The sequence below is a fragment of the Rhizobacter sp. genome (assembly GCF_031412495.1).
Taxonomy (GTDB): Bacteria; Pseudomonadota; Gammaproteobacteria; order Burkholderiales; family Burkholderiaceae_C; genus Schlegelella_A.
This window is the reverse complement of sequence record NZ_JANODC010000231.1, coordinates 1-19,898: the sequence shown is the minus strand read 5'-3', so window position 1 is coordinate 19,898 and position 19,898 is coordinate 1. Positions and strand designations below refer to the sequence as shown.

Annotated in this window: 19 protein-coding genes; 4 read left to right on the top strand and 15 right to left on the bottom strand. The window is 69.2% G+C overall.

Translation table 11 applies throughout. The features are described from left to right. Positions 1–36: 36 nt before the first annotated feature. Positions 37–1,458, top strand: a complete 1,422-nt coding sequence (locus AC30N0_RS08800) for an FAD-binding oxidoreductase (RefSeq protein ID WP_489517547.1) — start codon at positions 37–39, stop codon at positions 1,456–1,458. A gap of 34 nt (positions 1,459–1,492) precedes the next feature. Here AC30N0_RS08800 and AC30N0_RS08795 read toward each other — a convergent pair whose 3' ends face one another. From AC30N0_RS08795 to AC30N0_RS08780, 4 genes are all read right to left on the bottom strand, one after another. Beyond that, the gene (locus AC30N0_RS08795; protein ID WP_489517546.1) at positions 1,493–3,118 is read right to left on the bottom strand and encodes a SpoVR family protein; all 1,626 of its coding nucleotides are present in this window, start codon (positions 3,116–3,118) and stop codon (positions 1,493–1,495) included. Next, positions 3,115–4,395, bottom strand: coding sequence for a YeaH/YhbH family protein (locus AC30N0_RS08790; protein ID WP_489517564.1), 1,281 nt, complete (start codon positions 4,393–4,395; stop codon positions 3,115–3,117). The genes AC30N0_RS08795 and AC30N0_RS08790 overlap by 4 nt, the downstream gene beginning before the upstream one ends. Positions 4,396–4,415: 20 nt before the next feature. After that, positions 4,416–6,338 carry a PrkA family serine protein kinase gene (locus AC30N0_RS08785; protein ID WP_489517545.1) on the bottom strand — a complete coding sequence of 641 codons (1,923 nt, stop codon included), beginning with the start codon at positions 6,336–6,338 and terminating at the stop codon, positions 4,416–4,418. A gap of 287 nt (positions 6,339–6,625) precedes the next feature. Further along, positions 6,626–7,549 (bottom strand): ParB/RepB/Spo0J family partition protein, encoded by a 924-nt coding sequence (locus AC30N0_RS08780; protein WP_489517544.1) that lies wholly within the window; start codon positions 7,547–7,549, stop codon positions 6,626–6,628. A 51-nt stretch (positions 7,550–7,600) separates the two neighbouring features. On the opposite strand from AC30N0_RS08780, the gene argC reads away from it, so the two are divergent. Next, complete coding sequence (argC, locus tag AC30N0_RS08775) at positions 7,601–8,536, top strand: N-acetyl-gamma-glutamyl-phosphate reductase (RefSeq protein WP_489517543.1); 936 nt, start codon at positions 7,601–7,603, stop codon at positions 8,534–8,536. Here argC and AC30N0_RS08770 read toward each other — a convergent pair. The 10 genes from AC30N0_RS08770 to AC30N0_RS08725 form a co-directional block, all read right to left on the bottom strand. Next, positions 8,533–9,306, bottom strand: coding sequence for a GNAT family N-acetyltransferase (locus AC30N0_RS08770; protein WP_489517542.1), 774 nt, complete (start codon positions 9,304–9,306; stop codon positions 8,533–8,535). The genes argC and AC30N0_RS08770 overlap by 4 nt on opposite strands. Before the next feature lies 1 nt (position 9,307). Then, positions 9,308–10,084, bottom strand: coding sequence for a ParA family protein (locus tag AC30N0_RS08765; RefSeq protein WP_489517541.1), 777 nt, complete (start codon positions 10,082–10,084; stop codon positions 9,308–9,310). A 51-nt stretch (positions 10,085–10,135) separates the two neighbouring features. Continuing rightward, positions 10,136–10,777: a 16S rRNA (guanine(527)-N(7))-methyltransferase RsmG gene (gene rsmG, locus AC30N0_RS08760; RefSeq protein WP_489517540.1), complete on the bottom strand. Its 642-nt coding sequence runs from the start codon at positions 10,775–10,777 to the stop codon at positions 10,136–10,138. A 47-nt stretch (positions 10,778–10,824) separates the two neighbouring features. Continuing rightward, entirely contained in the window at positions 10,825–12,789 is a 1,965-nt protein-coding gene (gene mnmG, locus AC30N0_RS08755; RefSeq protein WP_489517539.1) for a tRNA uridine-5-carboxymethylaminomethyl(34) synthesis enzyme MnmG, read from the bottom strand. 48 nt (positions 12,790–12,837) lie between these two features. Continuing rightward, positions 12,838–13,332, bottom strand: coding sequence for a GNAT family N-acetyltransferase (locus AC30N0_RS08750; RefSeq protein WP_489517538.1), 495 nt, complete (start codon positions 13,330–13,332; stop codon positions 12,838–12,840). Next, positions 13,329–14,504: an ABC transporter permease gene (locus tag AC30N0_RS08745; protein WP_489517537.1), complete on the bottom strand. Its 1,176-nt coding sequence runs from the start codon at positions 14,502–14,504 to the stop codon at positions 13,329–13,331. The genes AC30N0_RS08750 and AC30N0_RS08745 overlap by 4 nt, the downstream gene beginning before the upstream one ends. Beyond that, positions 14,501–15,373, bottom strand: coding sequence for an ABC transporter ATP-binding protein (locus AC30N0_RS08740; RefSeq protein ID WP_489517536.1), 873 nt, complete (start codon positions 15,371–15,373; stop codon positions 14,501–14,503). The genes AC30N0_RS08745 and AC30N0_RS08740 overlap by 4 nt, the downstream gene beginning before the upstream one ends. Next, positions 15,370–16,968: an alpha/beta hydrolase gene (locus tag AC30N0_RS08735; protein WP_489517535.1), complete on the bottom strand. Its 1,599-nt coding sequence runs from the start codon at positions 16,966–16,968 to the stop codon at positions 15,370–15,372. The genes AC30N0_RS08740 and AC30N0_RS08735 overlap by 4 nt, the downstream gene beginning before the upstream one ends. Beyond that, the gene (locus AC30N0_RS08730; RefSeq protein ID WP_489517534.1) at positions 16,965–17,333 is read right to left on the bottom strand and encodes a thioredoxin domain-containing protein; all 369 of its coding nucleotides are present in this window, start codon (positions 17,331–17,333) and stop codon (positions 16,965–16,967) included. The genes AC30N0_RS08735 and AC30N0_RS08730 overlap by 4 nt, the downstream gene beginning before the upstream one ends. A 61-nt stretch (positions 17,334–17,394) precedes the next feature. Then, positions 17,395–18,288 carry a pirin family protein gene (locus AC30N0_RS08725; protein ID WP_489517533.1) on the bottom strand — a complete coding sequence of 298 codons (894 nt, stop codon included), beginning with the start codon at positions 18,286–18,288 and terminating at the stop codon, positions 17,395–17,397. Between the two features lie 139 nt (positions 18,289–18,427). Between AC30N0_RS08725 and gstA the strand changes: the two genes are divergently transcribed. Both gstA and AC30N0_RS08715 read left to right on the top strand, forming a co-directional pair. Next, positions 18,428–19,036 carry a glutathione transferase GstA gene (gene gstA / locus AC30N0_RS08720; protein ID WP_489517532.1) on the top strand — a complete coding sequence of 203 codons (609 nt, stop codon included), beginning with the start codon at positions 18,428–18,430 and terminating at the stop codon, positions 19,034–19,036. 8 nt (positions 19,037–19,044) lie between these two features. Then, positions 19,045–19,407 (top strand): hypothetical protein, encoded by a 363-nt coding sequence (locus tag AC30N0_RS08715; RefSeq protein ID WP_489517531.1) that lies wholly within the window; start codon positions 19,045–19,047, stop codon positions 19,405–19,407. Here AC30N0_RS08715 and AC30N0_RS08710 read toward each other — a convergent pair. Then, on the bottom strand, positions 19,395–19,898 hold a 504-nt coding region (locus AC30N0_RS08710), incomplete at its 5' end, for an ATP-binding cassette domain-containing protein (protein ID WP_489517530.1). The two genes, AC30N0_RS08715 and AC30N0_RS08710, sit on opposite strands and share 13 nt — an antisense overlap.

The following is a 19,898-nucleotide window of genomic DNA, read 5'->3' as shown; positions in this document are numbered from 1 at the left end:
TGGCCCGACGGCCCCCGGCCGCCAGGAGAGTTGGCCATGAACGCACCCCTTCCCGCGCACCTGCTGCCGCGCATCGAGCCGCGCGCCGTCGCTCCGGAGATGCTGGCCGCCCTGAAGGCGCGGTTTGCCGATCGATGCTCGACGGCGCTGGTCGTGCGCGAGCAGCACGGCCGCGACGAGTCGCCGATCGATGCGCCGCCGCCGGAGGCGGTCGTCTTCTGCGAGAGCACCGAGGAAGTCGCCGAGGTGGTCAAGCTCGCCGACCGGCATGCGGCGCCTGTGATTCCGTTCGGCGTCGGCTCCTCGCTCGAGGGCCACCTGCTCGCGGTGCAGGGTGGCGTGAGCATCGACCTGTCGCGCATGAACCGCGTCATCGCCGTCAATGCCGAGGACCTGACGGTCACCGTGCAGGCTGGTGTGACGCGCAACCAGCTCAACGACGAGATCCGCCACACCGGCCTCTTCTTCCCCATCGACCCGGGCGCGGACGCCTCGATCGGCGGCATGAGCGCGACGCGGGCGAGCGGCACCAATGCCGTTCGCTACGGCACGATGCGCGAGAACGTGCTCGCCCTGACCGTGGTGACGGCGCAGGGCGAAGTCATCCGCACCGGCACCCGGGCCCGCAAGTCCTCGGCCGGCTACGACCTGACCCGCCTGATGGTGGGCAGCGAAGGCACGCTCGGCGTCATGACCGAGATCACGCTGCGCGTCTACCCGGTGCCCGAAGCGATGTCGGCGGCGACCTGCACCTTCCCGTCGATCGACGCGGCCGTGCGGACCACGATCCAGATCATCCAGATGGGCGTGCCCATCGCCCGCTGCGAGCTGCTCGACCGGCACGCGGTGCGCGCCGTCAATCGCCACGACAAGCTGACGCTGACCGAAGCGCCGATGCTGCTGATGGAGTTCCACGGCAGCGAGGCCGGCGTCGCCGAGCAGGCCGCGACAGTCCAGGAGATCGCGAGCGAGCACGGCGGCGAGCACTTCGAGTGGGCAACCACCCCCGAGGAGCGCAAGAAGCTGTGGACGGCGCGGCACCGCGCCTACTTCGCCGGGCTGCAGATGAAGCCGGGCTGCCGCACGGTCACCACCGACACCTGCGTGCCGATCTCGCGGCTGGCCGAAGCCGTGGTCCAGGCCTCGGAAGAGGCCGAGGCGGCGGGGATGATGCACTACATCGTCGGCCACGTCGGCGACGGCAACTTCCACATCGCCTACCTGGTCGACCCGGCCATTCCCAGCGAGCGCGAGGTGGCCGAGCGGCTCAACGAGGCGCTCGTCATGCGCGTGCTGGCGATGGACGGCACCTGCAGCGGCGAGCACGGCATCGGCCTGCACAAGATGAATTTCCTGGTAAGCGAGGCCGGCTCCGGCGCCATCGAGATGATGCGTTCGCTCAAGCGCGCCCTCGACCCCAAGAACATCATGAACCCTGGGAAGATCTTCGCCTTGTAGGAGGCCGGGGAGGGCCCCGCTGGGGCCGCTCTGACTAGAGAAGAGAAAGCTCTGAGCTGGTCACCGACCAGTGGGTCGTGATGTCGCCGTGCTTGTCGACGCTTTCGAGGTTGACCCCGAAGCCCCAGAGGCGGGCCACGTGCTTGAGCACTTCCTGGGCGCCGTCGTGCAACGGCCGGTCGTTGTGACGGGTGTGGCGCAGCGTCAGCGAGCGATCGCCGCGCAGGTTGACGCTCCAGACCTGGATGTCGGGCTCGCGCGAGCCGAGGTCGTACTGGCGCGACAGCGCCTCGCGCACCTCGCGGTAGCCGGCGGTGTCGTGGATCGCCGAGACGCGCAGGTGCGAGTCGTGCTCGTCGTCGACGATGGCGAACAGGCGCAGGTCGCGGATCACCTTCGGCGACAGGTACTGGCCGATGAAGCTCTCGTCCTTGAAGTTGCGCATCGCGTGGTGAAGGGTCGGCAGCCAGGGCGTGCCCGCGATGGCCGGGAACCACTCGTGGTCCTCGTCGGTGGGCGATTCGCAGATGCGGCGCAGGTCGGTGTACATCGCGAAGCCGAGCGCGTACGGGTTGATCCCGGAATAGCCGCGGTGGCCCACCGGCGGCTGGAAGATCACGTTGGTGTGCGACTTCAGCCACTCGATCATCACACCGTCGGTGAGATGGCCCTCGTCGTACAGCGTGTTGAGCAGCTGGTGGTGCCAGAAGGTGGCCCAGCCCTCGTTCATGACCTGCGTCTGCCGCTGCGGGTAGAAATACTGGGCGATCTTGCGAACGATGCGGACCACCTCGCGCTGCCACGGCTCCAGCAGCGGCGCATTCTTCTCGATGAAGTAGAGGAGGTTTTCCTGCGGCTCGCTCGGGAATCGCTTCTGCTCGCCCGCCTCCTCGGCCCGGTCGGGCCGCCGCGGCAGCGTGCGCCAGATGTCGTTGACCTGGGTCTGGGCGTACTCGAGGCGCTCGTTGCGCCGCTGCAGCTCCTCGGTGAACGAGATCTTGCTTGGCCGGTGGTAGCGGTCGACGCCGTAGTTCTGCAGGGCGTGGCAGCTGTCGAGGATGTCCTCGACCGCCTGCATGCCGTGCCGCTCCTCGCACTCGGCGATATAGGTCCTCGCGTAGACGAGGTAGTCGATGATCGACGACGCGTCGGTCCACAGACGGAACAGGTAGTTGCCCTTGAAGAAGCTGTTGTGGCCGTAGGCCGCGTGGGCGATGACCAGGGCCTGCATCGCCGTCGTGTTCTCCTCCATCAGGTAGCTGATGCAGGGGTCGGAGTTGATGACGATCTCGTAGGCCAGGCCCATCTGGCCGCGCCGGTAGCTCCGCTCGTTGGCGATGAACTCCTTGCCGTAGCTCCAGTGCCGGTAGTTCACCGGCATGCCCACGGAAGCGTAGGCGTCCATCATCTGCTCGGCGGTGATGACCTCGAGCTGGTTCGGGTAGGTGTCGAGCGCGAAGCGGGCCGCGGCAGCGCGGATCTTCTCGTGGTATTGCTCGATGAGCTCGAACGTCCAGTCGCTCGGGTCGGGCAGCGGTTGCTCGGCGCGCCGCCCGGCGGGCAGCGGCGCCAGCGGCAGCGAGCGCTCCGGCCGGAGCTTGCGCCGCGACGGCGATGCCGGCGGCAGCGCTGCGTCCTGACGCTGCGGCGGGCTGCTCATGCGGTGGCTCCCTGCGTCTTGAAGAGGTCGCGAAAGACGGGATAGATCTGCGACGGCTGGGTCACCTTGCGCATCGCGAAGTGGCGCTGCGTTTCCTGCAGCCGGGCGTACTCTTCCCACAGGTTCTGCTCTTCGTCGGCGACCTGCACGTAGGCGAAGTAGCGGCACTTGGGCAGCAGGCTCTCGGTGAGCAGCTCGCGGCAGCGGCCGGAGTCGTGGTGCCAGTTGTCGCCGTCGCTCGCCTGCGCGGCGTAGATGTTCCAGTCGCTCGGCGAATAGCGGGCCTCGATGATCTCGTCCATCAGGACCAGCGCGCTCGAAACGACCGTCCCGCCGGTCTCGCGGGCGCGGAAGAAGTTCTCCTCGTCGACCTCCTGCGCCTGCGTGTGGTGGCGGATGAAGACGATGTCGATCTTCTCGTAATGGCGGGTCAGGAACAGGTACAGGAGGATGAAGAAGCGCTTGGAGAGATCCTTCCTCGCCTCGTCCATCGAGCCGGACACGTCCATCAGGCAGAACATCACCGCCTTGGCCATCGGCACCGGCACGCGCACGCGGTTGCGAAAGCGCAGGTCGATCGGGTCGAGGTAGGGGATGCGGGCCAGCCGGGCGCGCAGAAGCTCGATCTTGGCCAGCAGCTCGGCGCGGGCGAGGACCTCGGCCGCCTCGGTCGGCGCCTCCGGCAGGCCGGCCAGGCGGGCCTCGAGCTCGGCGAGCTCGGCGCGCGAGCCGGCGCCGATCGCGACACGGCGGCCGATCGCGCCGCGCATCGAGCGGATGACGCTCAGATTGCTCGGCGTGCCGGCGTTCGAGAAGCCGGCGCGCTGGCTCTTCATCTCCGGCACCTCGGTCAGCTGCGTGCGCGTCATGCGCGGCAGGGCGAGGTCGTCGAAGAAGATCTGCATGAACTCTTCCTTGGTCAGGTGGAAGACGAAATCGTCCTCGCCTTCCCCGGAGTCGCCCGCCTGCCCCTGCCCGTTGCCCCTGCCACCGCCGCCCTGCGGACGCTCGATCTGGTCGCCGCGCACGTACTCCTGGTTGCCCGGGTGGACGATCTCGCGGGCGCCGCCCGAGCCGTGGCTGAACGCCGGCTCGCGGATGTCTCGCTTGGGCAGGCGGATGTCCTCGCCCTGCTCGATGTCGCGGATGCCGCGCTTGTCGATCGCCTTCTTCACCGCCTCGCGCACCTGCGCCTGGTAACGCCGCAGGAAGCGCTCGCGGTTGCCGATCGACTTGTTCTTGCCGGCCAGTCGGCGATCGATGATCTGCTGGAGCATGCGCGTCCCGTCCAGCTGGTTCAGCTGCTCTTCCTCACCCGCAGGTACCACTCGCAGAGCAGCCGCACCTGCTTGGCGGTGTAGCCCTTCTGGACCATGCGGTTGACGAAATTCTCGTGCTTCTGCGCCTCGTCGGCGCTGGCCTTGGCGTTGAAGCTGATGACGGGCAGCAGCTCCTCGGTGTTCGAGAACATCTTCTTCTCGATCACCGTGCGCAGCTTCTCGTAGCTGGTCCAGAGCGGGTTTTTGCCGTTGTTGTTGGCGCGTGCGCGCAGCACGAAGTTGACGATCTCGTTGCGGAAGTCCTTCGGGTTCGAGATGCCCGCGGGCTTCTCGATCTTCTCGAGCTCGGCGTTCAGCTGGGCCCGATCGAAGACCTCGCCGGTGTCGGTGTCGCGATACTCCTGGTCCTGGATCCAGTAGTCGGCGTAGGTCACGTAGCGGTCGAAGATGTTCTGCCCGTACTCGCTGTAGCTCTCCAGGTAGGCGGTCTGGATCTCCTTGCCGATGAACTCGGCGTAGCGCGCCGACAGGTGCTCCTTGATGAAGCCCAGGTACTTCTGCTCGGTCTCGGCCGGGAACTGCTCGCGCTCGATCTGCTGCTCGAGCACGTACATCAGGTGGACCGGGTTGGCGGCCACCTCGGCCGGGTCGAAGTTGAAGACCTTGGACAGGATCTTGAAGGCAAAGCGCGTCGAGATGCCGCTCATGCCCTCGTCGACGCCGGCGTAGTCGCGGTACTCCTGGTAGCTCTTGGCGCGCGGGTCGGTGTCCTTGAGGTTCTCGCCGTCGTAGATCAGCATCTTCGAATAGAGCGACGAGTTTTCCGGCTCCTTCAGCCGCGTGAGCATCGCGAACTGGCTCATCATCTTCAGCGTGCCCGGCGCGCACTTGGCCTCGGCGAGAGACGAGTTGCGAAGGAGCTTCTCGTAGATCTTGATCTCTTCGCTGACGCGCAGGCAGTACGGGATCTTGACGATGTAGATGCGGTCGAGGAAGGCCTCGTTGTTCTTGTTGTTGCGAAAGCTCTTCCACTCGCTCTCGTTGCTGTGCGCCAGGACGATACCGTCGAAAGGGATCGCGCCGAAGCCTTCGGTGCCCTTGAAGTTGCCTTCCTGCGTGGCCGTGAGCAGCGGATGCAGCACCTTGATCGGCGCCTTGAACATCTCGACAAACTCGAGCAACCCCTGGTTGGCGAGGCACAGGCCACCCGAGAAGCTGTAGGCGTCGGGATCGTCCTGCGAATAGGTCTCCAGCTTGCGGATATCGACCTTGCCGACCAGCGCCGAGATGTCCTGGTTGTTCTCGTCGCCCGGCTCGGTCTTGGTGACCCCGATCTGCTTCAGCGCGCTCGGGTGCCGCTTGACGATCTTGAACCGGCGGATGTCGCCCCCGTACTCGTCGAGCCGCTTCACCGCCCAGGGGCTCAGGATGCGGCTGAGGTAGCGCTGCGGGATCCCGTATTCCTTCTCGAGCAGCGGCCCGTCCTCGGCCGGGTCGAAGAGCCCGAGCGGCGACTCGTTCACCGGCGAACCCTTGATCGCGTAGAACGGGACGTGCTCCATGAGCTGCTTCAGCCGCTCGGCGATCGAGCTCTTGCCGCCGCCGACGGGCCCGAGCAGGTAGAGGATCTGCTTCTTCTCCTCGAGGCCCTGCGCCGCGTGGCGGAAGTAGCTCACCACCTGCTCGATGGCGTCCTCCATGCCGTAGAACTCGGCGAAGGCGGGGTAGATCTTGATGACCTTGTTCGCGAACAGGCGCGACGTGCGCGAGTCGTTGCGCGTGTCGACCATGATCGGTTCGCCGATCGCCTTGAGCATCCGCTCTGCGGCGGTGGCGTAGGCGAGCGGATTGCGCTTGCACTCCGCGAGGTACTCTTCGATCGACAGCTCTTCTTCGCGGCTGCGTTCGAATCGAGCGGCGAAGTTGCTGATGACATCCATGCTGTGCTCCTGTGCAACGAGGAGGCGCCGGGGCCGGGGGCCCTCCGCGTCCGGGGAAGTTCTGATGGAGCCCGGCAGGCGCCATCAGAGCTTTCCTTTACCAGCAGGTGATGCTCAAGCTTCGGTCATCGTGCCACAGGCCAACGGTCGAGAAGACGGGTGTTGTCGGCGCTGCTCTGGTTCGCGTGATCGAATTAGCAAGCAACGTGCCGAATTTTCATTCGGTTGACGACACGCGAGAAAGAGCTGCACCGATCGCAGGGCTTCGGGGGCCGGAACCCCGCGGGTCAGGAACCTTCGTGGCCCAGCCGGGCGAGCAATCCGTTCAGCTCGTCCATGGAGCCGAAGGCGATCGCGATCTCGCCGGCGTCGCCCTGGGCCGTGCGCTTCCTGATGCGGATCTCGACCGCGGCGGCGAACTGGTCGGAGAGCTGCTGCTCGATCCTCAGGAGGTCTCTTCCCTTCTGACGCTTCGTTCGGAGCAGCGGCGCCTGCCGTCCCGGCTCCGTCTGACGCGCGGTCACGAGCTTCTCCGCCTCGCGGACGCTCAGCTTCCTTGCGACGATCTCGTTGCCGCACTGGATCTGCTCGGCCGCGGTGAGCGAGAGCAAGGCGCGGGCGTGACCCATGTCCAGGTCGCCGGCAAGGAGCAGCTGCTGCACCGGCTCGGTCAGGTTGAGGAGGCGCAGCAGGTTGCTGGCGGCGCTGCGCGAGCGACCGACGGCCCGCGCAGCGGCCTCGTGCGTCATGCCGAACTCGTCGGTCAGGCGACTGAGGCCGCGCGCTTCCTCGAGTGGGTTGAGGTCCTCGCGCTGGATGTTCTCGATCAGGGCCATGGCCGCGGCAGCCTCGTCGGAGACATCGCGGACGAGCACCGGCACCTCGTCCAGCCCGGCGAGTCGCGCGGCGCGGACGCGCCGTTCGCCGGCGATGATCTCGTAGCGCTTCAGGCCGGCCGCATCGAGACCGTGCACCGGCCGCACCAGCACGGGTTGCATCACGCCCTGCGCCTTGATGCTTTCGGCGAGCTCGTACAGCGCCCCTTCGTCCATCCGCGTCCGCGGCTGGTAGCGGCCGGCCTGCAGGCGGTCGACGGACACGGTGTGCGGCTCGCCGTCGGACACGCTGACCGGCGGCTCGCCCTCGACCACGCGCGGGCCCAGCAGTGCTTCGAGGCCCATGCCAAGGCCTTTCGGTTTCTTCGTCGCCATGGGCGGATTCTCCACCTCTGCCGTATGCTGTCGGCTCATCGAGGCATCACCATGAGCATCCGCGTTTTCGTCGACGGCCAGGAAGGAACGACCGGCCTTCGCATCCACGAGTATCTTGCCAAGCGCCCGGACATCGAGGTCTTGCGCGCCGCGCCCGAGCTGCGCAAGGACGCCGGCGAGCGCGCGCGGCTCCTCAACGCCGCCGATGTCGCCTTCCTCTGCCTGCCCGATGGCGCGGCGCGCGAGGCCGTCGCGCTGGTCACGAACGCCTCGACCTGCCTCATCGACGCGAGCACGGCGCACCGCACGGCGAGCGACTGGGTGTTCGGCCTGCCGGAGCTCGATCCGGATCAGCGCGCGAAGCTGCGGGCGTCGAAGCGGATCGCCAACCCCGGCTGCCACTCGACCGGCTTCATCCTGCTGGTCCGGCCCCTGGTCGATGCCGGCCTGATCTCGACGACGGCGCTGCTCAGTGCGACTTCCATCACGGGCTACTCGGGCGGCGGCAGGAAGATGATCGAGCAGTACGAGGCCGGCGGCGACACCCGGCTGCTTTCGCCGCGGCCCTACGGACTGTCCCTCACGCACAAGCACCTGCCTGAAATGGCAGTGCACAGCCGGCTCGAGACGCGGCCCCTGTTCATGCCCATCGTCGGCAGTTTCCTCAAGGGCCTCTCCGTCGCCGTGCCGCTTCACCTGTCGGAGCTGAAGCGCGGCGCCGGTGCCGCCCAGCTGCATGCGGCCCTGTCCGAGCGCTACGCCGGCGAGCCCTTCGTCCGCGTCATGCCCTTGTCGGACGTGCCCGCCGACGGCTACTTCGACGTTCAGGCCTGCAACGACACGAACCGGGCCGAGATCTTCGTGTTCGCGAGCGGCACGCAGGCGCTGCTGATGGTGCGCCTCGACAACCTCGGCAAGGGCGCGAGCGGTGCCGCGGTGCAGTCGATGAACATCCACCTCGGCATCGACGAAGCAGCCGGCCTCTAGGGAATTCCGCCTGCCGGCGTCCGGTAGTGGTAGGCGTAGGCATCGACGAAGCCGAGCCGCCGATAGACGCGGCGTGCCGCGACGTTGCCGGCGTCGACCTGCAGATAGGCGACGCTGGCGCCGGCAGCCCGGGCGGAGTCGAGCAAGGCGCTGCAAAGCGCGCTGGCGAGCCCGCGTCCGCGCTGGCCCTCATGGCTGAAGACGTCGTAGAGCCCGGCGACATCGCCCTCCGTGGCGACCTGGCCACCGGCGACGGCGTTGCCGCTGCCGTCGCGCACCAGCAGCGCCCGGTACGGCACCGGTGATGCCGCGAGACGAGCGGCGTGCGCCGCTTCCTCGGCCGGGCTCGAGCAGCGCGCCGCGGCAATCCAGCCGATGAACGTCCCGGCATCCACGGGTTCGAGGCGAAAGCCTGCCGGAGGCGGAAGCGGTTCGGGCATCGGCTGCGCAACCATCACCCGGGTGTCGTCGATGCGCTGCCAGCCGAGGCCGGCCAGCATGGCGTCGAGCCCGGGTGGCTCCGAGAACGGCGTGATCCGGACGCAGGGACGCAGGCCGGCTGCGGCGTAGACGGAGACGCAGCGCGCCAGCCTGTCGGGCACCGGCCCGCGCCCGGGCGCGACGGCCTGGATGCAGCGCGCCCGCTTGGCCTTGCCAGGCGAGAAGCGAACCAGCCAGCCGTCGATCCAGCGCTGTTCGGGCGGTGCGCTGGCGTTGATCCCGGCCTCCTCGATGCGCGCCAGCAGGGCGGCGTCGAAACGGGCTTCCACGTCAGGCGGCACGCATCGACTCGACCCGCGCGGCCATCTCGCGCGCGAATTCGGTGAAGGCGATCGCGCCCTTGGAGGAGGGATCGAACACCAGGCCCGGCATGCCGTAGCTCGGCGCTTCGGCGAGGCGGACGTTGCGCGGGATGACGGTGTCGAACACCTTGTCGCCGAAGTGCGCCTTCAGCTGGTCGCTCACTTGCCCCTGCAAGGTGATGCGGGCATCGAACATGACGCGCAGGATGCCGATCACCTGCAGGGCCGGGTTCAGGTTGGCATGCACCTGCTTGATCGTGTTGACGAGGTCCGACAGCCCCTCTAGGGCGAAGTACTCGCACTGCATCGGCACGACCACCCCATGTGCGCAGGACAGGCCGTTGAGGGTGAGCAGGTTCAGGCTGGGCGGGCAGTCGATCAGGACGAAGTCGTAGTCGGCCGTCACCGGCGCCAGGGCTTCGCGCAGGCGCCGGTCGCGCCGCTCGAGCCCGACCAGCTCGATCTCCGCGCCGGCGAGCTCACGGTTGGCGCCGATCACGTCGTAGCCTCCCTTCGGGCTGGCCTGCCTCGTTTCCGTGACGGTGGCGTTGCCGAGCAGGACGTCATAGACACTCAGGACGAGGCCGCGCTTGTCGACCCCGGAGCCCATGGTGGCGTTGCCCTGCGGGTCGAGGTCGACGACGAGGACACGGCGGCCGATCTTGGCCAAGCCTGCCGCCAGGTTGACCGTCGTGGTGGTCTTGCCGACGCCACCCTTCTGGTTGGCAATGCAGAAGATCATCATGCGATTGAAAATCCCTCCATGTTTCTCGCAGTTTGCCGACTAAGCATGCGCTTACACCGAACGAGCCGATTTCCTCGTTCGCATCCAGACCAGGCAGCGCTCGGCCTCCAGATTCGGGACGCGCAGCGGCTCGATCCGGCAGTCGAGATCCGGGGGCAGCAGGGCGACTTCCGGACCCGGGTGCCTGCCCTTCATCGCCATCCAGAAACCATCTGCCCGCTGCAGCGTGCCGGTCGCGGACACGAAAGCCCCCAGGGAAGCAAAGGCACGGCTGGCAATGACATCGAATGCCGGCAACGCCAGCGTCTTGACCCTGGCATGGACGGCCTGCACGTTCGAGGCACGGAGGGTGCCGGCGGCCTGGGCGATGAAGGAAGCCTTCTTCCCGACGCTGTCGACGCAGACCACCTCCATGTCGGGCTCGGCGATGGCGATCACGAGGCCCGGCAGGCCGGCGCCGCTGCCAACGTCGAGGAGGCGCCGGCCTGTCGCCCCGGCCAGCTCGCGCCGCAGCGGCAGCACGACGGCCAGGCAGTCGAGCAGGTGGTGCGTCACCACCTCGATGGGGTCGCGAATTGCGGTGAGGTTGTAAGTGTCGTTCCATCGTCCGAGAAGCTCGACGTAGGCCAGGAGGGCGTCGACCTGGGCCTCGCCCAGTTCGACGCCCAGGGAAGCAGCACCGCTCGTCAGCAACGCCCGAGGGGTCGGGGCTGGGCTTGCCTCCCGGCGAGCCGCCGAACTCACCCGCCAGCGCTCGGGGTCGGAGCGGCCGCAGGGCTCGCAGCGGTCCGGCGGAATCTCTTCAAGTGGACCATGAGCAACGAAATTGCGGCCGGCGTGATTCCCGGGAGGCGTGCGGCCGCACCGAGCGTGGACGGTCGGTGCCTGGCCAGCACCTGCCGAGCTTCGAACGACAACGCCTGCACGCCTGCGTAGTCGAAGTCGGGCGGCAGCGAAACGGCATCGGCCCGGGCCGAACGGCCGATCTCTTCGGCCTGCTTCTCGATGTACCCGGCATATCGGGTCCCCGTCTCGATTTGTTCGATGGCCTGGTCGGCCAGGCTCCGCCCCCATGCGGTTCGCAAGGTTTCACGTGAAACGTAGGCCCGGTCTATGCCCGCACTCCAATGGCAGACGGCGTCGAAGTCGGCGCCGGGCCGCCGCAGCAGATCCAGCAGGCTGTAGTCGCGGGTGAGCTCGGGTTGCCCCTGAGACGCAGGCCCCGGACCGATGCGCGTGGTCGCCAGTCGAGTCGTTTCACGTGAAACAAGCTCGCACTTGCGTTGGAAGAATTCCCACCGGAAACCATCGACAAGGCCTAGCTTCCGGCCGGCCTCTGTCAGACGAACGTCGGCGTTGTCCTCGCGAAGTTGCAGCCGGTACTCGGCGCGGCTGGTGAACATGCGATACGGCTCGGTCACGCCCTTGGTCACGAGGTCATCGATCAAGACCCCGAGGTAGGCCTGTTCGCGCGAGGGCACCCACGGGGGCTCGCCGCGTGCGGCCAGCACCGCATTGACGCCTGCATGCAGGCCCTGGGCCGCGGCCTCCTCGTACCCGGTCGTGCCGTTGATCTGACCGGCAAAGAAAAGGCCGGCGATCGCCCGGGTCTCGAAGCTGGGCCTCAGTGCCCGTGGGTTGAAGTAGTCGTACTCGATCGCGTAGCCGGGCCGGACGATGTGCGCCTGCTCGAGGCCGGCGATCGATCGCACGGCCTCGAGCTGGACGTCGAAGGGCAGCGAGGTGGAGATCCCGTTCGGGTAGACCTCGTGCGTGTCCAGGCCCTCGGGTTCCAGAAAGATCTGGTGCGAATCCTTGCCGGCGAAGCGGCTGACCTTGTCCTCGATGCTGGGACAGTAGCGCGGCCCGACGCCATCGATGCGGCCGGTGAACATCGGACTGCGCGGGAACCCGGCGCGGATGATCTCGTGCGTGCGGGCGTTCGTCTGGGTGATCCAGCACGGGATCTGTCTCGGGTGCTGGCCCGGATCGCCGAGGAAGCTGAACACCGGAACGCCGCCGGACGCGCCCGGGCCGACGCCATCGCCCGGTTGCTCCGTCAGCCTGGCGTAGTCGATCGTGCGGCCGTCGAGCCGTGGCGGCGTCCCTGTCTTGAGCCGGCCCTGCGGTAGCTTGAGCTCCTTGAGACGCGCGGAGAGGGTGCGTGCCGGGGCATCGCCGGCTCGTCCGCCCGCATGGCTTTCGAGACCGACGTGAATTCTCCCGTCGAGGAAAGTGCCTGCCGTCAGCACCACGGCCCGAGCCGAAAAGCGAACGCCCACTTGGGTGACGACGCCCGTCACGCGATTCTGGTCCACGACGATGTCGTCGCAGGCACCCTGGAAGAGAACGAGATTCGGCTGTTTCTCGACCCGACGCCGGATGGCCGCCCGATAGAGGACGCGATCCGCCTGGGCACGGGTCGCCCGGACAGCCGGGCCCTTCGAGCTGTTCAGGATACGGAAGTGAATGCCTGCTTCATCGGCAGCCGCGGCCATGGCGCCCCCGAGTGCGTCGATCTCCTTGACCAGGTGCCCCTTGCCGATGCCCCCGATCGACGGATTGCAGCTCATCTGCCCCAAGGTCTCGATCGAATGCGTGAGTAGCAGCGTCGAGGCACCCATGCGCGCCGCGGCGAGCGCCGCCTCGGTGCCGGCGTGGCCACCGCCGATCACGATGACGTCGAACTGTTGCGGGAAAAGCATGCGGGCCCCAGGGAACCCGCGATTGTATTTTTTCCGCCCGGGAGCGTCTCAGCTCGCCGTCGGCACCAGCAGCATGTCGGTGTGCAGGATGCCGTCCTCCAGGTAGGGCGCGCCCATGCGGGCGAAGCCGAAGTCGGCATAGAAGACCTCGAGCCGGCTTTGCGCAGAGATGCGGAGGGCGCAGCGTGGCCAGGCGGCGCCGGCGTGGACGACGGCGCGCCGGAAGAGCTCGCGCCCCAGGCCCCGACCGCGCACCGAGGCGGCCGTGAGGACCCGGCCGATCGAGGCCTCCACGTACTTCGCTCCCGGCGCTAGAAGGCGCGCGTACGCAAGCGGCTCGGCCCCTGACGACGACCACGCCGCAAGGTGGATCGCCCGCTCGTCCTGGTCGTCGGCATCGAGAAAGGCACAGGCCTGCTCGACCACGAACACCCGCTGCCGGGCGCGGTGAATGGCCTGCAGCTGGTGGACATCGAGCTCGTCGAAGCGGCAAGCCCGCCAGACCAGGTCGGCCCCCGACGGCGTCAGTGGCGACAGCGTCATCTGAGCGCGGCCTGGCGCAGGGTCCGGGCCACGTACACGACGGCCAGGCCGGCGAGAAGCGCGCACACGAGGAGGGGCACGGCGACCTCCGCAGGCCCCAGCGTCTCGCCCTTCAGCACCCGCGTCATGAGCGTCGTCTGCGCCAGCGCCGGCACCCACAGGCTCCACGGCGACTCGCTGCCCAGGTTGAAGAGGGCCACGAGCGGCATCAGCGACACGAGCAGGACGACGATCGTGGCGCTCGCTTGCGCCTCCTTGAAGCTGCGGCAGCGGATGGCGACGGCCATCAGCACCGCCGCAAGCATTGCCGCCAGCGGCAGCAGGACGACGAGGAAGAGCAGCGCCTCGCGCGGCCCGTACTGGAACATCGCCGCCAGGGTGTCGCTGCGCAGCACCCATTGCCCGGGCAAAAAGCTGAAGCTGCTGAGGACGGCGATGAGCATGCTCACGCAGGCGACCGCGCCCCACTTGCCGACGACCAGTGCCCAGCGCTCGGCCGGGTTCATGAGCAGCGGCTCGAGCGAGCCGCGCTCGCGCTCGCCGGCCGTGGTGTCGAGGGCGGCATTGAGGGCGCCGTATAGCACCGCCATCAGCACGAAGAAGGGCAGCATGCCGGTGATGCGGGTGGCCCGCGTCTGCGTGCTGGCGAGGTCGCGTGCCTCGACCTCCATCGGCTCGAGAAGCTGCACCGAGACACCGCGCAATGCCAGGCTCAGCATGGCGCGCTCGCGGCCGAAGCCGCCGAGCAGGCGCTCGATGCGGCCGGCCCCGGACTCCGAGCGCTGATTGGCGCTGTCCGAGACGATCTCGACCACTGGCACGTCGCCGCGGACGAGGGCCGCCTCGAAGTCGGCGGGCACGACGACCACCGGGTCGGCGAAGGTCGCCTTGCGCAACCGCGCTTCGTAGTCGGCCGGCGCCTCCTTCACCGTGTAGGTCTGGCGCTCGAGGTAGTTGCGCAGGGTCGGCGCGTGGGCCAGGCCGGCGACGTAGACCTCGCGCTGCTCGGCGCGCGACTCGAGCGAGGCGACCAGCGACGAGATCGCGAGCAGCACCAGCGGCCCGAGCAGCACCGACGAGACCAGCACCATCATCAGCGTGCGCCGGTCGCGCAGCGCGTCGACCAGCTCCTTGCGCAGCACGGTCCCGATCGCGCGCAGCGACGGCGTCATCGCGTCGCCCCCATCGCCGGCCCCGCGGGCCCTGCCTGCCGGGCATCGAACGCGAGCTTCACGAACGCCGCCTCGAAGTCGCTCTCGCCGGTCGCCACGAGCAGCTCGGCCACGCTGCCCGAGGCGACGGTGCGGCCCTGCGCGACGACGACGACGCTGTCGCAGAGACGCTCCACCTCCTGCATGATGTGCGTCGAGAAGACGATGCACTTCGAGCCGCCCGCCGGCGTGCGCAGCCAGCGCAGGCTCTCGCGCAGGGCGCGGGTGGCGAGCACGTCGAGGCCGTTGGTCGGCTCGTCGAGCACGATGTTGGGCGGATCGTGGACGAGGGCCCGCGCGAGCGCCGTCTTCATCCGCTCGCCCTGGCTGAAGCCATCGGTGCGGCGGTCGAGCAGGCCGGTCATGTCGAACATGCGGGCGAGGTCCTCGGCCCGGGCATCGGCGGCCTCGCGCGCCATGCCCTGCAGGGACCCGTAGTAGACGATGTTCTCGCGGGCGGTGAGCCGCGGGTAGAGGCCGCGCGCATCGGAAAGCATGCCGATGCGGGCCAGCACCTCGCGCGGCCGCGTCGCGACGTCGATGCCGTCGACGTGCAAGGTGCCCGCATCCGGCGTGATGAGGCCGGCGAGCATGCGCAGCGTCGTCGTCTTGCCGGCGCCGTTCGGGCCGAGCAGTCCGGTGATGTGCGCAGCTGGCGCGGTGAAGCCCACGTCCCGCACGGCATGGACGAAACCGGCAAGGCCTTTACCGCCCTCGCCGTGCCCGCGCTCGCCGCTGCGGCCGAAGCCCGGCAGCTTCCATCCGCCCAGCCCGCCCCGCCGCGGCGCCGGCGCCGCGAATGCCTTGGCCCGGCCGCGCACCGCGATCATCGCGGCCCCGACGCTGCCGACGCTGCCGAAGCGGGCGCCGGGGCCACCGCCGCGGCTGACGCTGCCGGCGACGCCGCGCCGATCGGCTCGAAGGCCGGGGGACGGGGCACGGCGGCGGCGCAGGCAGCGTCGACCGCGACCGCCTGCGCGTCGTCGCCGGCGTCGACGAAGCGGTACACGACGTCGCGCATGCAGCCGATCCCCAGGACACCGTGGCCGGCGTTGGCGACGACGACGTGGCGGGCCAGCGGCCCGAGCGCGTGGGCGACGCGCTCACCGTGCCGCGGCGGCGTGGCCGGGTCGATGCCGCCGCTCAGCAGCAGCACCGGGACCGCGCTCGGCCGCAGCGTATAGAACTCGCTCGGTACCGGGCCACGCGGCCAGGCAGCGCAGAGCCGCTCGTACAGCGACGCGAAGCCGGTCCCGAAGTCGGCGCCCGGCTTGTCCGTGGCCGTGCCGATCCGTGGCGCATCCTCGGCGCAGACCACGGACAGGTGCATGCCGGCGGCGAGCCGCGTCGGCTTGCGCGACACGAAGGTCGAGGCCAGGCCGACGAGGCCGGCCAGCTCGCCGCGCCCGGCATCGTCGATCGCACGCGGCAGCGCCGAGGCGAGCGCCGGCGAGTACAGCGCGCTGCGCACGGCGCCGAGCACCATGTCGCGCGTCAGCACGAATGTCTCTTGCCTGCCGCTGAGCGCGTGCGCGGCCTTGACCTCGCGCGGCAGGGACCGCAGCAAGGCGTCGAAGCGGCCACGCAGGTCGGGATGGTTGCGGGCGCACGCCGGCTCGCCCGCGCAGGCGGCGACCAGGCTGTCGAACGCCTGCTGGCTGTCCACCGACTGGCTCGCCGGCAGGGCCATGTCGGCCGGCGCGACGCCGTCGAGCACCATCCGGCGCACGGCCGCCGGGAACTGGCGCTGGTACTCGAGCGCGACCCGGGTCCCGTACGAGAAGGCGGCGAGGTTGATGCGCCCGGCACCGAGCGCCCGCCGCACGGCGTCGAGGTCCTGGGCCGCGATCGGCGTCGTGAAGAAGCCGAGGTCGCTTTCGGCGCGGATGTAGGGAAGCGCCCGCAGCTGCGCCTTGCACTGGCGCATCAGGCGGACCTGGCGCTCGGGGTCGGCCTGCTCGCCGAGCGACTCGTGCTCAGGCTGCCGGCATTGCAGCGGCGCCGAGCCGCCCGTGCCGCGCTGGTCGACGAAGACGATGTCGCGCCGATTGTTGAGGCGCGTGAAGAGCGGCATGACGGCGGCTGCAAGCGCCACTGCGCTCTGACCCGGGCCGCCGGCGACCAGGTACACCGGATCGGCAAGCTTCCTGCGCGCCATCGCCGGCACGACCACGTAGCGGAGTTCGATTTTCGTGCCGTCCGGTTGGGCCGGGTCGAGCGGCCGCTGCAGGCTCCCGCACAGCACGCTGTTGCGGATGCCGGGGACATGGCAGGCGCGGAGCGGCGTTGCGCTCTGGGCGGCAGAAGGCGCTTCAGCCGCAGCCCAGGCCGCCGCCGGCAAGCCCGCGGCGCAAGACAGCAGCACCAGCCATCCGGCGCCGGCCCGGGCTTGCCGTCGCGGTGCCGCCGGCCCCGCCGCCGTCATTCCCCGAGCGCGCGCTTGATCTCGCCGCTGTCGATCAGGCGCGCCAGCTCCTTGCCGCCGCCGATCAGCGTGCCCTTCACGAACACCATCGGGAAGGTCGGCCAGCCGGTCCACATCTTCAGCGCGTTGCGGCGCCGCCATTGGCCGAAGTAGCTGCCGTACTCGAGGTAGGGGTGGGCGAAGTCGGCGGCGACGAGCGCCTTGCGCGCGGTCCGCACGACCGGGTTGCCGGCCATGCCGACCACCAGCACCGGATTCGAGGCCGACGCCGCCTGGACGTTGTGGACGATGTCCGCGTTCAGGTTGGCGACCGTCTCCCGGATGGCCGGGTGCAGGCGCGCTTCTTCGAGGATGGTGCGGGGCATGGCGGCAGGCGGTGGAGGGCGGAGCGCACCATACCACCGCCCCCGTGCCCGGCTGCGCCGCTCAGGCTGCCAGCTTGCCGCTCTGGAAGTCGGCGAACGCCTGCCGGAGTTCGGCCGCGGTGTTCATCACGAAGGGCCCGTACTGGGCGATCGGCTCGCGCAGAGGCCGCCCGGCGACGAGCAGCACCCGGGCCGGCCCACTCGCCGTCGCTGACACCGCCAGGCGCACACCGTTCGACTGCGGCTCGTTGCCCAGGATGGCCATCCGCCCCGGCTCGACCGGGGTCACCGCATCGCCGCCGAGATCGGTGGCGACGCCGCCGAAGACGTAGGCGAAGGCGTTGTGGCCGGCCGGCAGCGCGGCGTCGAAGACGCTGCCCGCCGGCATCGTCAGGTCGAGGACGATCGGCTCGGTGCGCGGCCGCGTCACCGCGCCTTCGGTGCCGAGGCTGCTGCCGGCGATGACGCGGACGCGAACGCCGGCGTCGGTGCCGACCTCGGGCACCGCGGCGGGGGCGATGTCGCGGTACGTGGGCGCCGTCATCTTGTCGGCCGCGGCGAGGTTGACCCAGAGCTGGAAGCCGGCCATGCGGCCTTCCGCCTGCTCCGGCATTTCCGAATGGATGATGCCGCGGCCGGCGGTCATCCATTGCACGCTGCCGGGCTCGAGCAGGCCGACGTTGCCGACGCTGTCGCGGTGGCGCATGCGGCCCTCGAGCATGATGGTCACGGTTTCGAAGCCGCGGTGCGGGTGATCGGGAAAGCCGCCGATGTAGTCGCTCGCGGCATCGCTGCCGAATGCGTCGAGCATCAGGAACGGGTCCAGGCGCTGCTGCAGCGGCTGGGTCAGCACGCGCGTCAGCTTGACGCCGTCGCCGTCGGAGGCGGCCTGGCCGCGGACGATGCGCTCGACGCCGCGCGAACGGAACGGGGTGGGGGCGTGGGGGATGTTCATGATCGAAATATAGGCACGGAGCAACGCTCCTGAAGGCCCCCGGCGTTGCATGCTGCGTTCAACCGAGTCGAACGAAGCGGCCGACGCGCGCCGCGCCTCTGCGGTCTAATTCGCTTCCCACACCGCTTTCAAGGTCGCGATGAAACTCTATTACAGCCCCGGCGCCTGCTCGCTCTCGCCGCACATCGTCCTGCACGAGTCGGGCTTGGCCTTCCAGCCGGTCCTGGCCAGCACCAAGACGCACAAGCTGCAGGACGGCACCGACTACCACACGATCAACCCCAAGGGCTACGTGCCCCTGCTCGAGCTCGACGACGGCGAGCGGCTGACGGAAGGCCCGGCGATCGTCCAGTACATCGCCGACCAGGTGCCCGACAAGAAGCTGGCGCCGGCCAACGGCACGATGGCCCGCTACCGGGTGCAGGAGTGGCTCAACTTCATCACCAGCGAGCTGCACAAGGGCATCGGCGGCCTGTTCAACCCGGCCATGCCGGAAGAGGCGAAGGCGTTGATGCGCAGCAAGGCCGGCGAGCGCCTGAAGTGGGTCGACGCGCAGCTCGAGGGCAGAAGCTACCTGATGGGCGATGCCTTCAGCGTTGCCGATGCCTACCTGTTCACGGTCGTCGGCTGGACCAAGCACGTCGGCATCGACATCTCGGCCCTCAAGAACCTCGTTGCCTTCCAGGCGCGCATGGCGGCGCGGCCGGCAGTCCAGGCGGCGATGAAGGCCGAGGGCCTGCTCAAGTAGCCGCCGCGATGCGCGAGGCGCTGCTCGTGGCTCTCGCGCTGGTCGGCTCCGGTGCGGCCGGCGCGGCGCCGCCCGCGCCAGGACGCTACGACGCCCTCCTGTGCGTGGCGACCCACACGGGCGCGGAGCCGAGCTGCGGCCCGGTCGACGCGGAACTGCGCAGCGGCGGCCTCGTCGTCCGCGTCGCCGACATCGTCTACCGCCTCGCCCTCGGTCGCGATCAGCTCGAGGTCGCGACCCTGCACGGCACGATGCAGATCGACGAATTCAACGCGCCCTACGAATGGCGGGGAGAGACGCTGCGCTTCAGCGACCTCGCCAAGGACGTGCGCTACGAAGTGCGCCTGGGCAACCGCCTTCAGCCGAGGTGAGCGGCCTCCAGCAGGGCCCGGGTGTAAGGCTCGCGCGGTGAATCGAACAAGGCCTCCGCCTCCCCCTCCTCGACGATCTCGCCGTCCTTCATGACGAGGACGCGGTGCGCCATCGCGCGCACCACCGCGAGGTCGTGGCTGATGAAGACGTAGCTCATCCCGTAGCGTCGCTGCAGGTCGGCGAGCAGGGCCAGGACCTGGCGCTGCACCGAGACGTCGAGGGCCGAGGTCGGCTCGTCGAGCACCAGCACCTCCGGGCGCAGGATCACGGCACGGGCGATCGCGATGCGCTGCCGCTGCCCGCCTGAGAACTCGTGCGGATAGCGGTCGAGCACGTCGGCCATGCCGCCGGCCGGGCCGAGGCCGACCTCCTCGAGCATCGTCACCACCAGCGCGTCGCGTTCGGCCCGGCCCAACTCGGGCCGGTGCAGGGCCAGGCCCTCGCCGACGATGCGGCCGACGCGCATGCGCGGGCTGAGCGAGCCGAACGG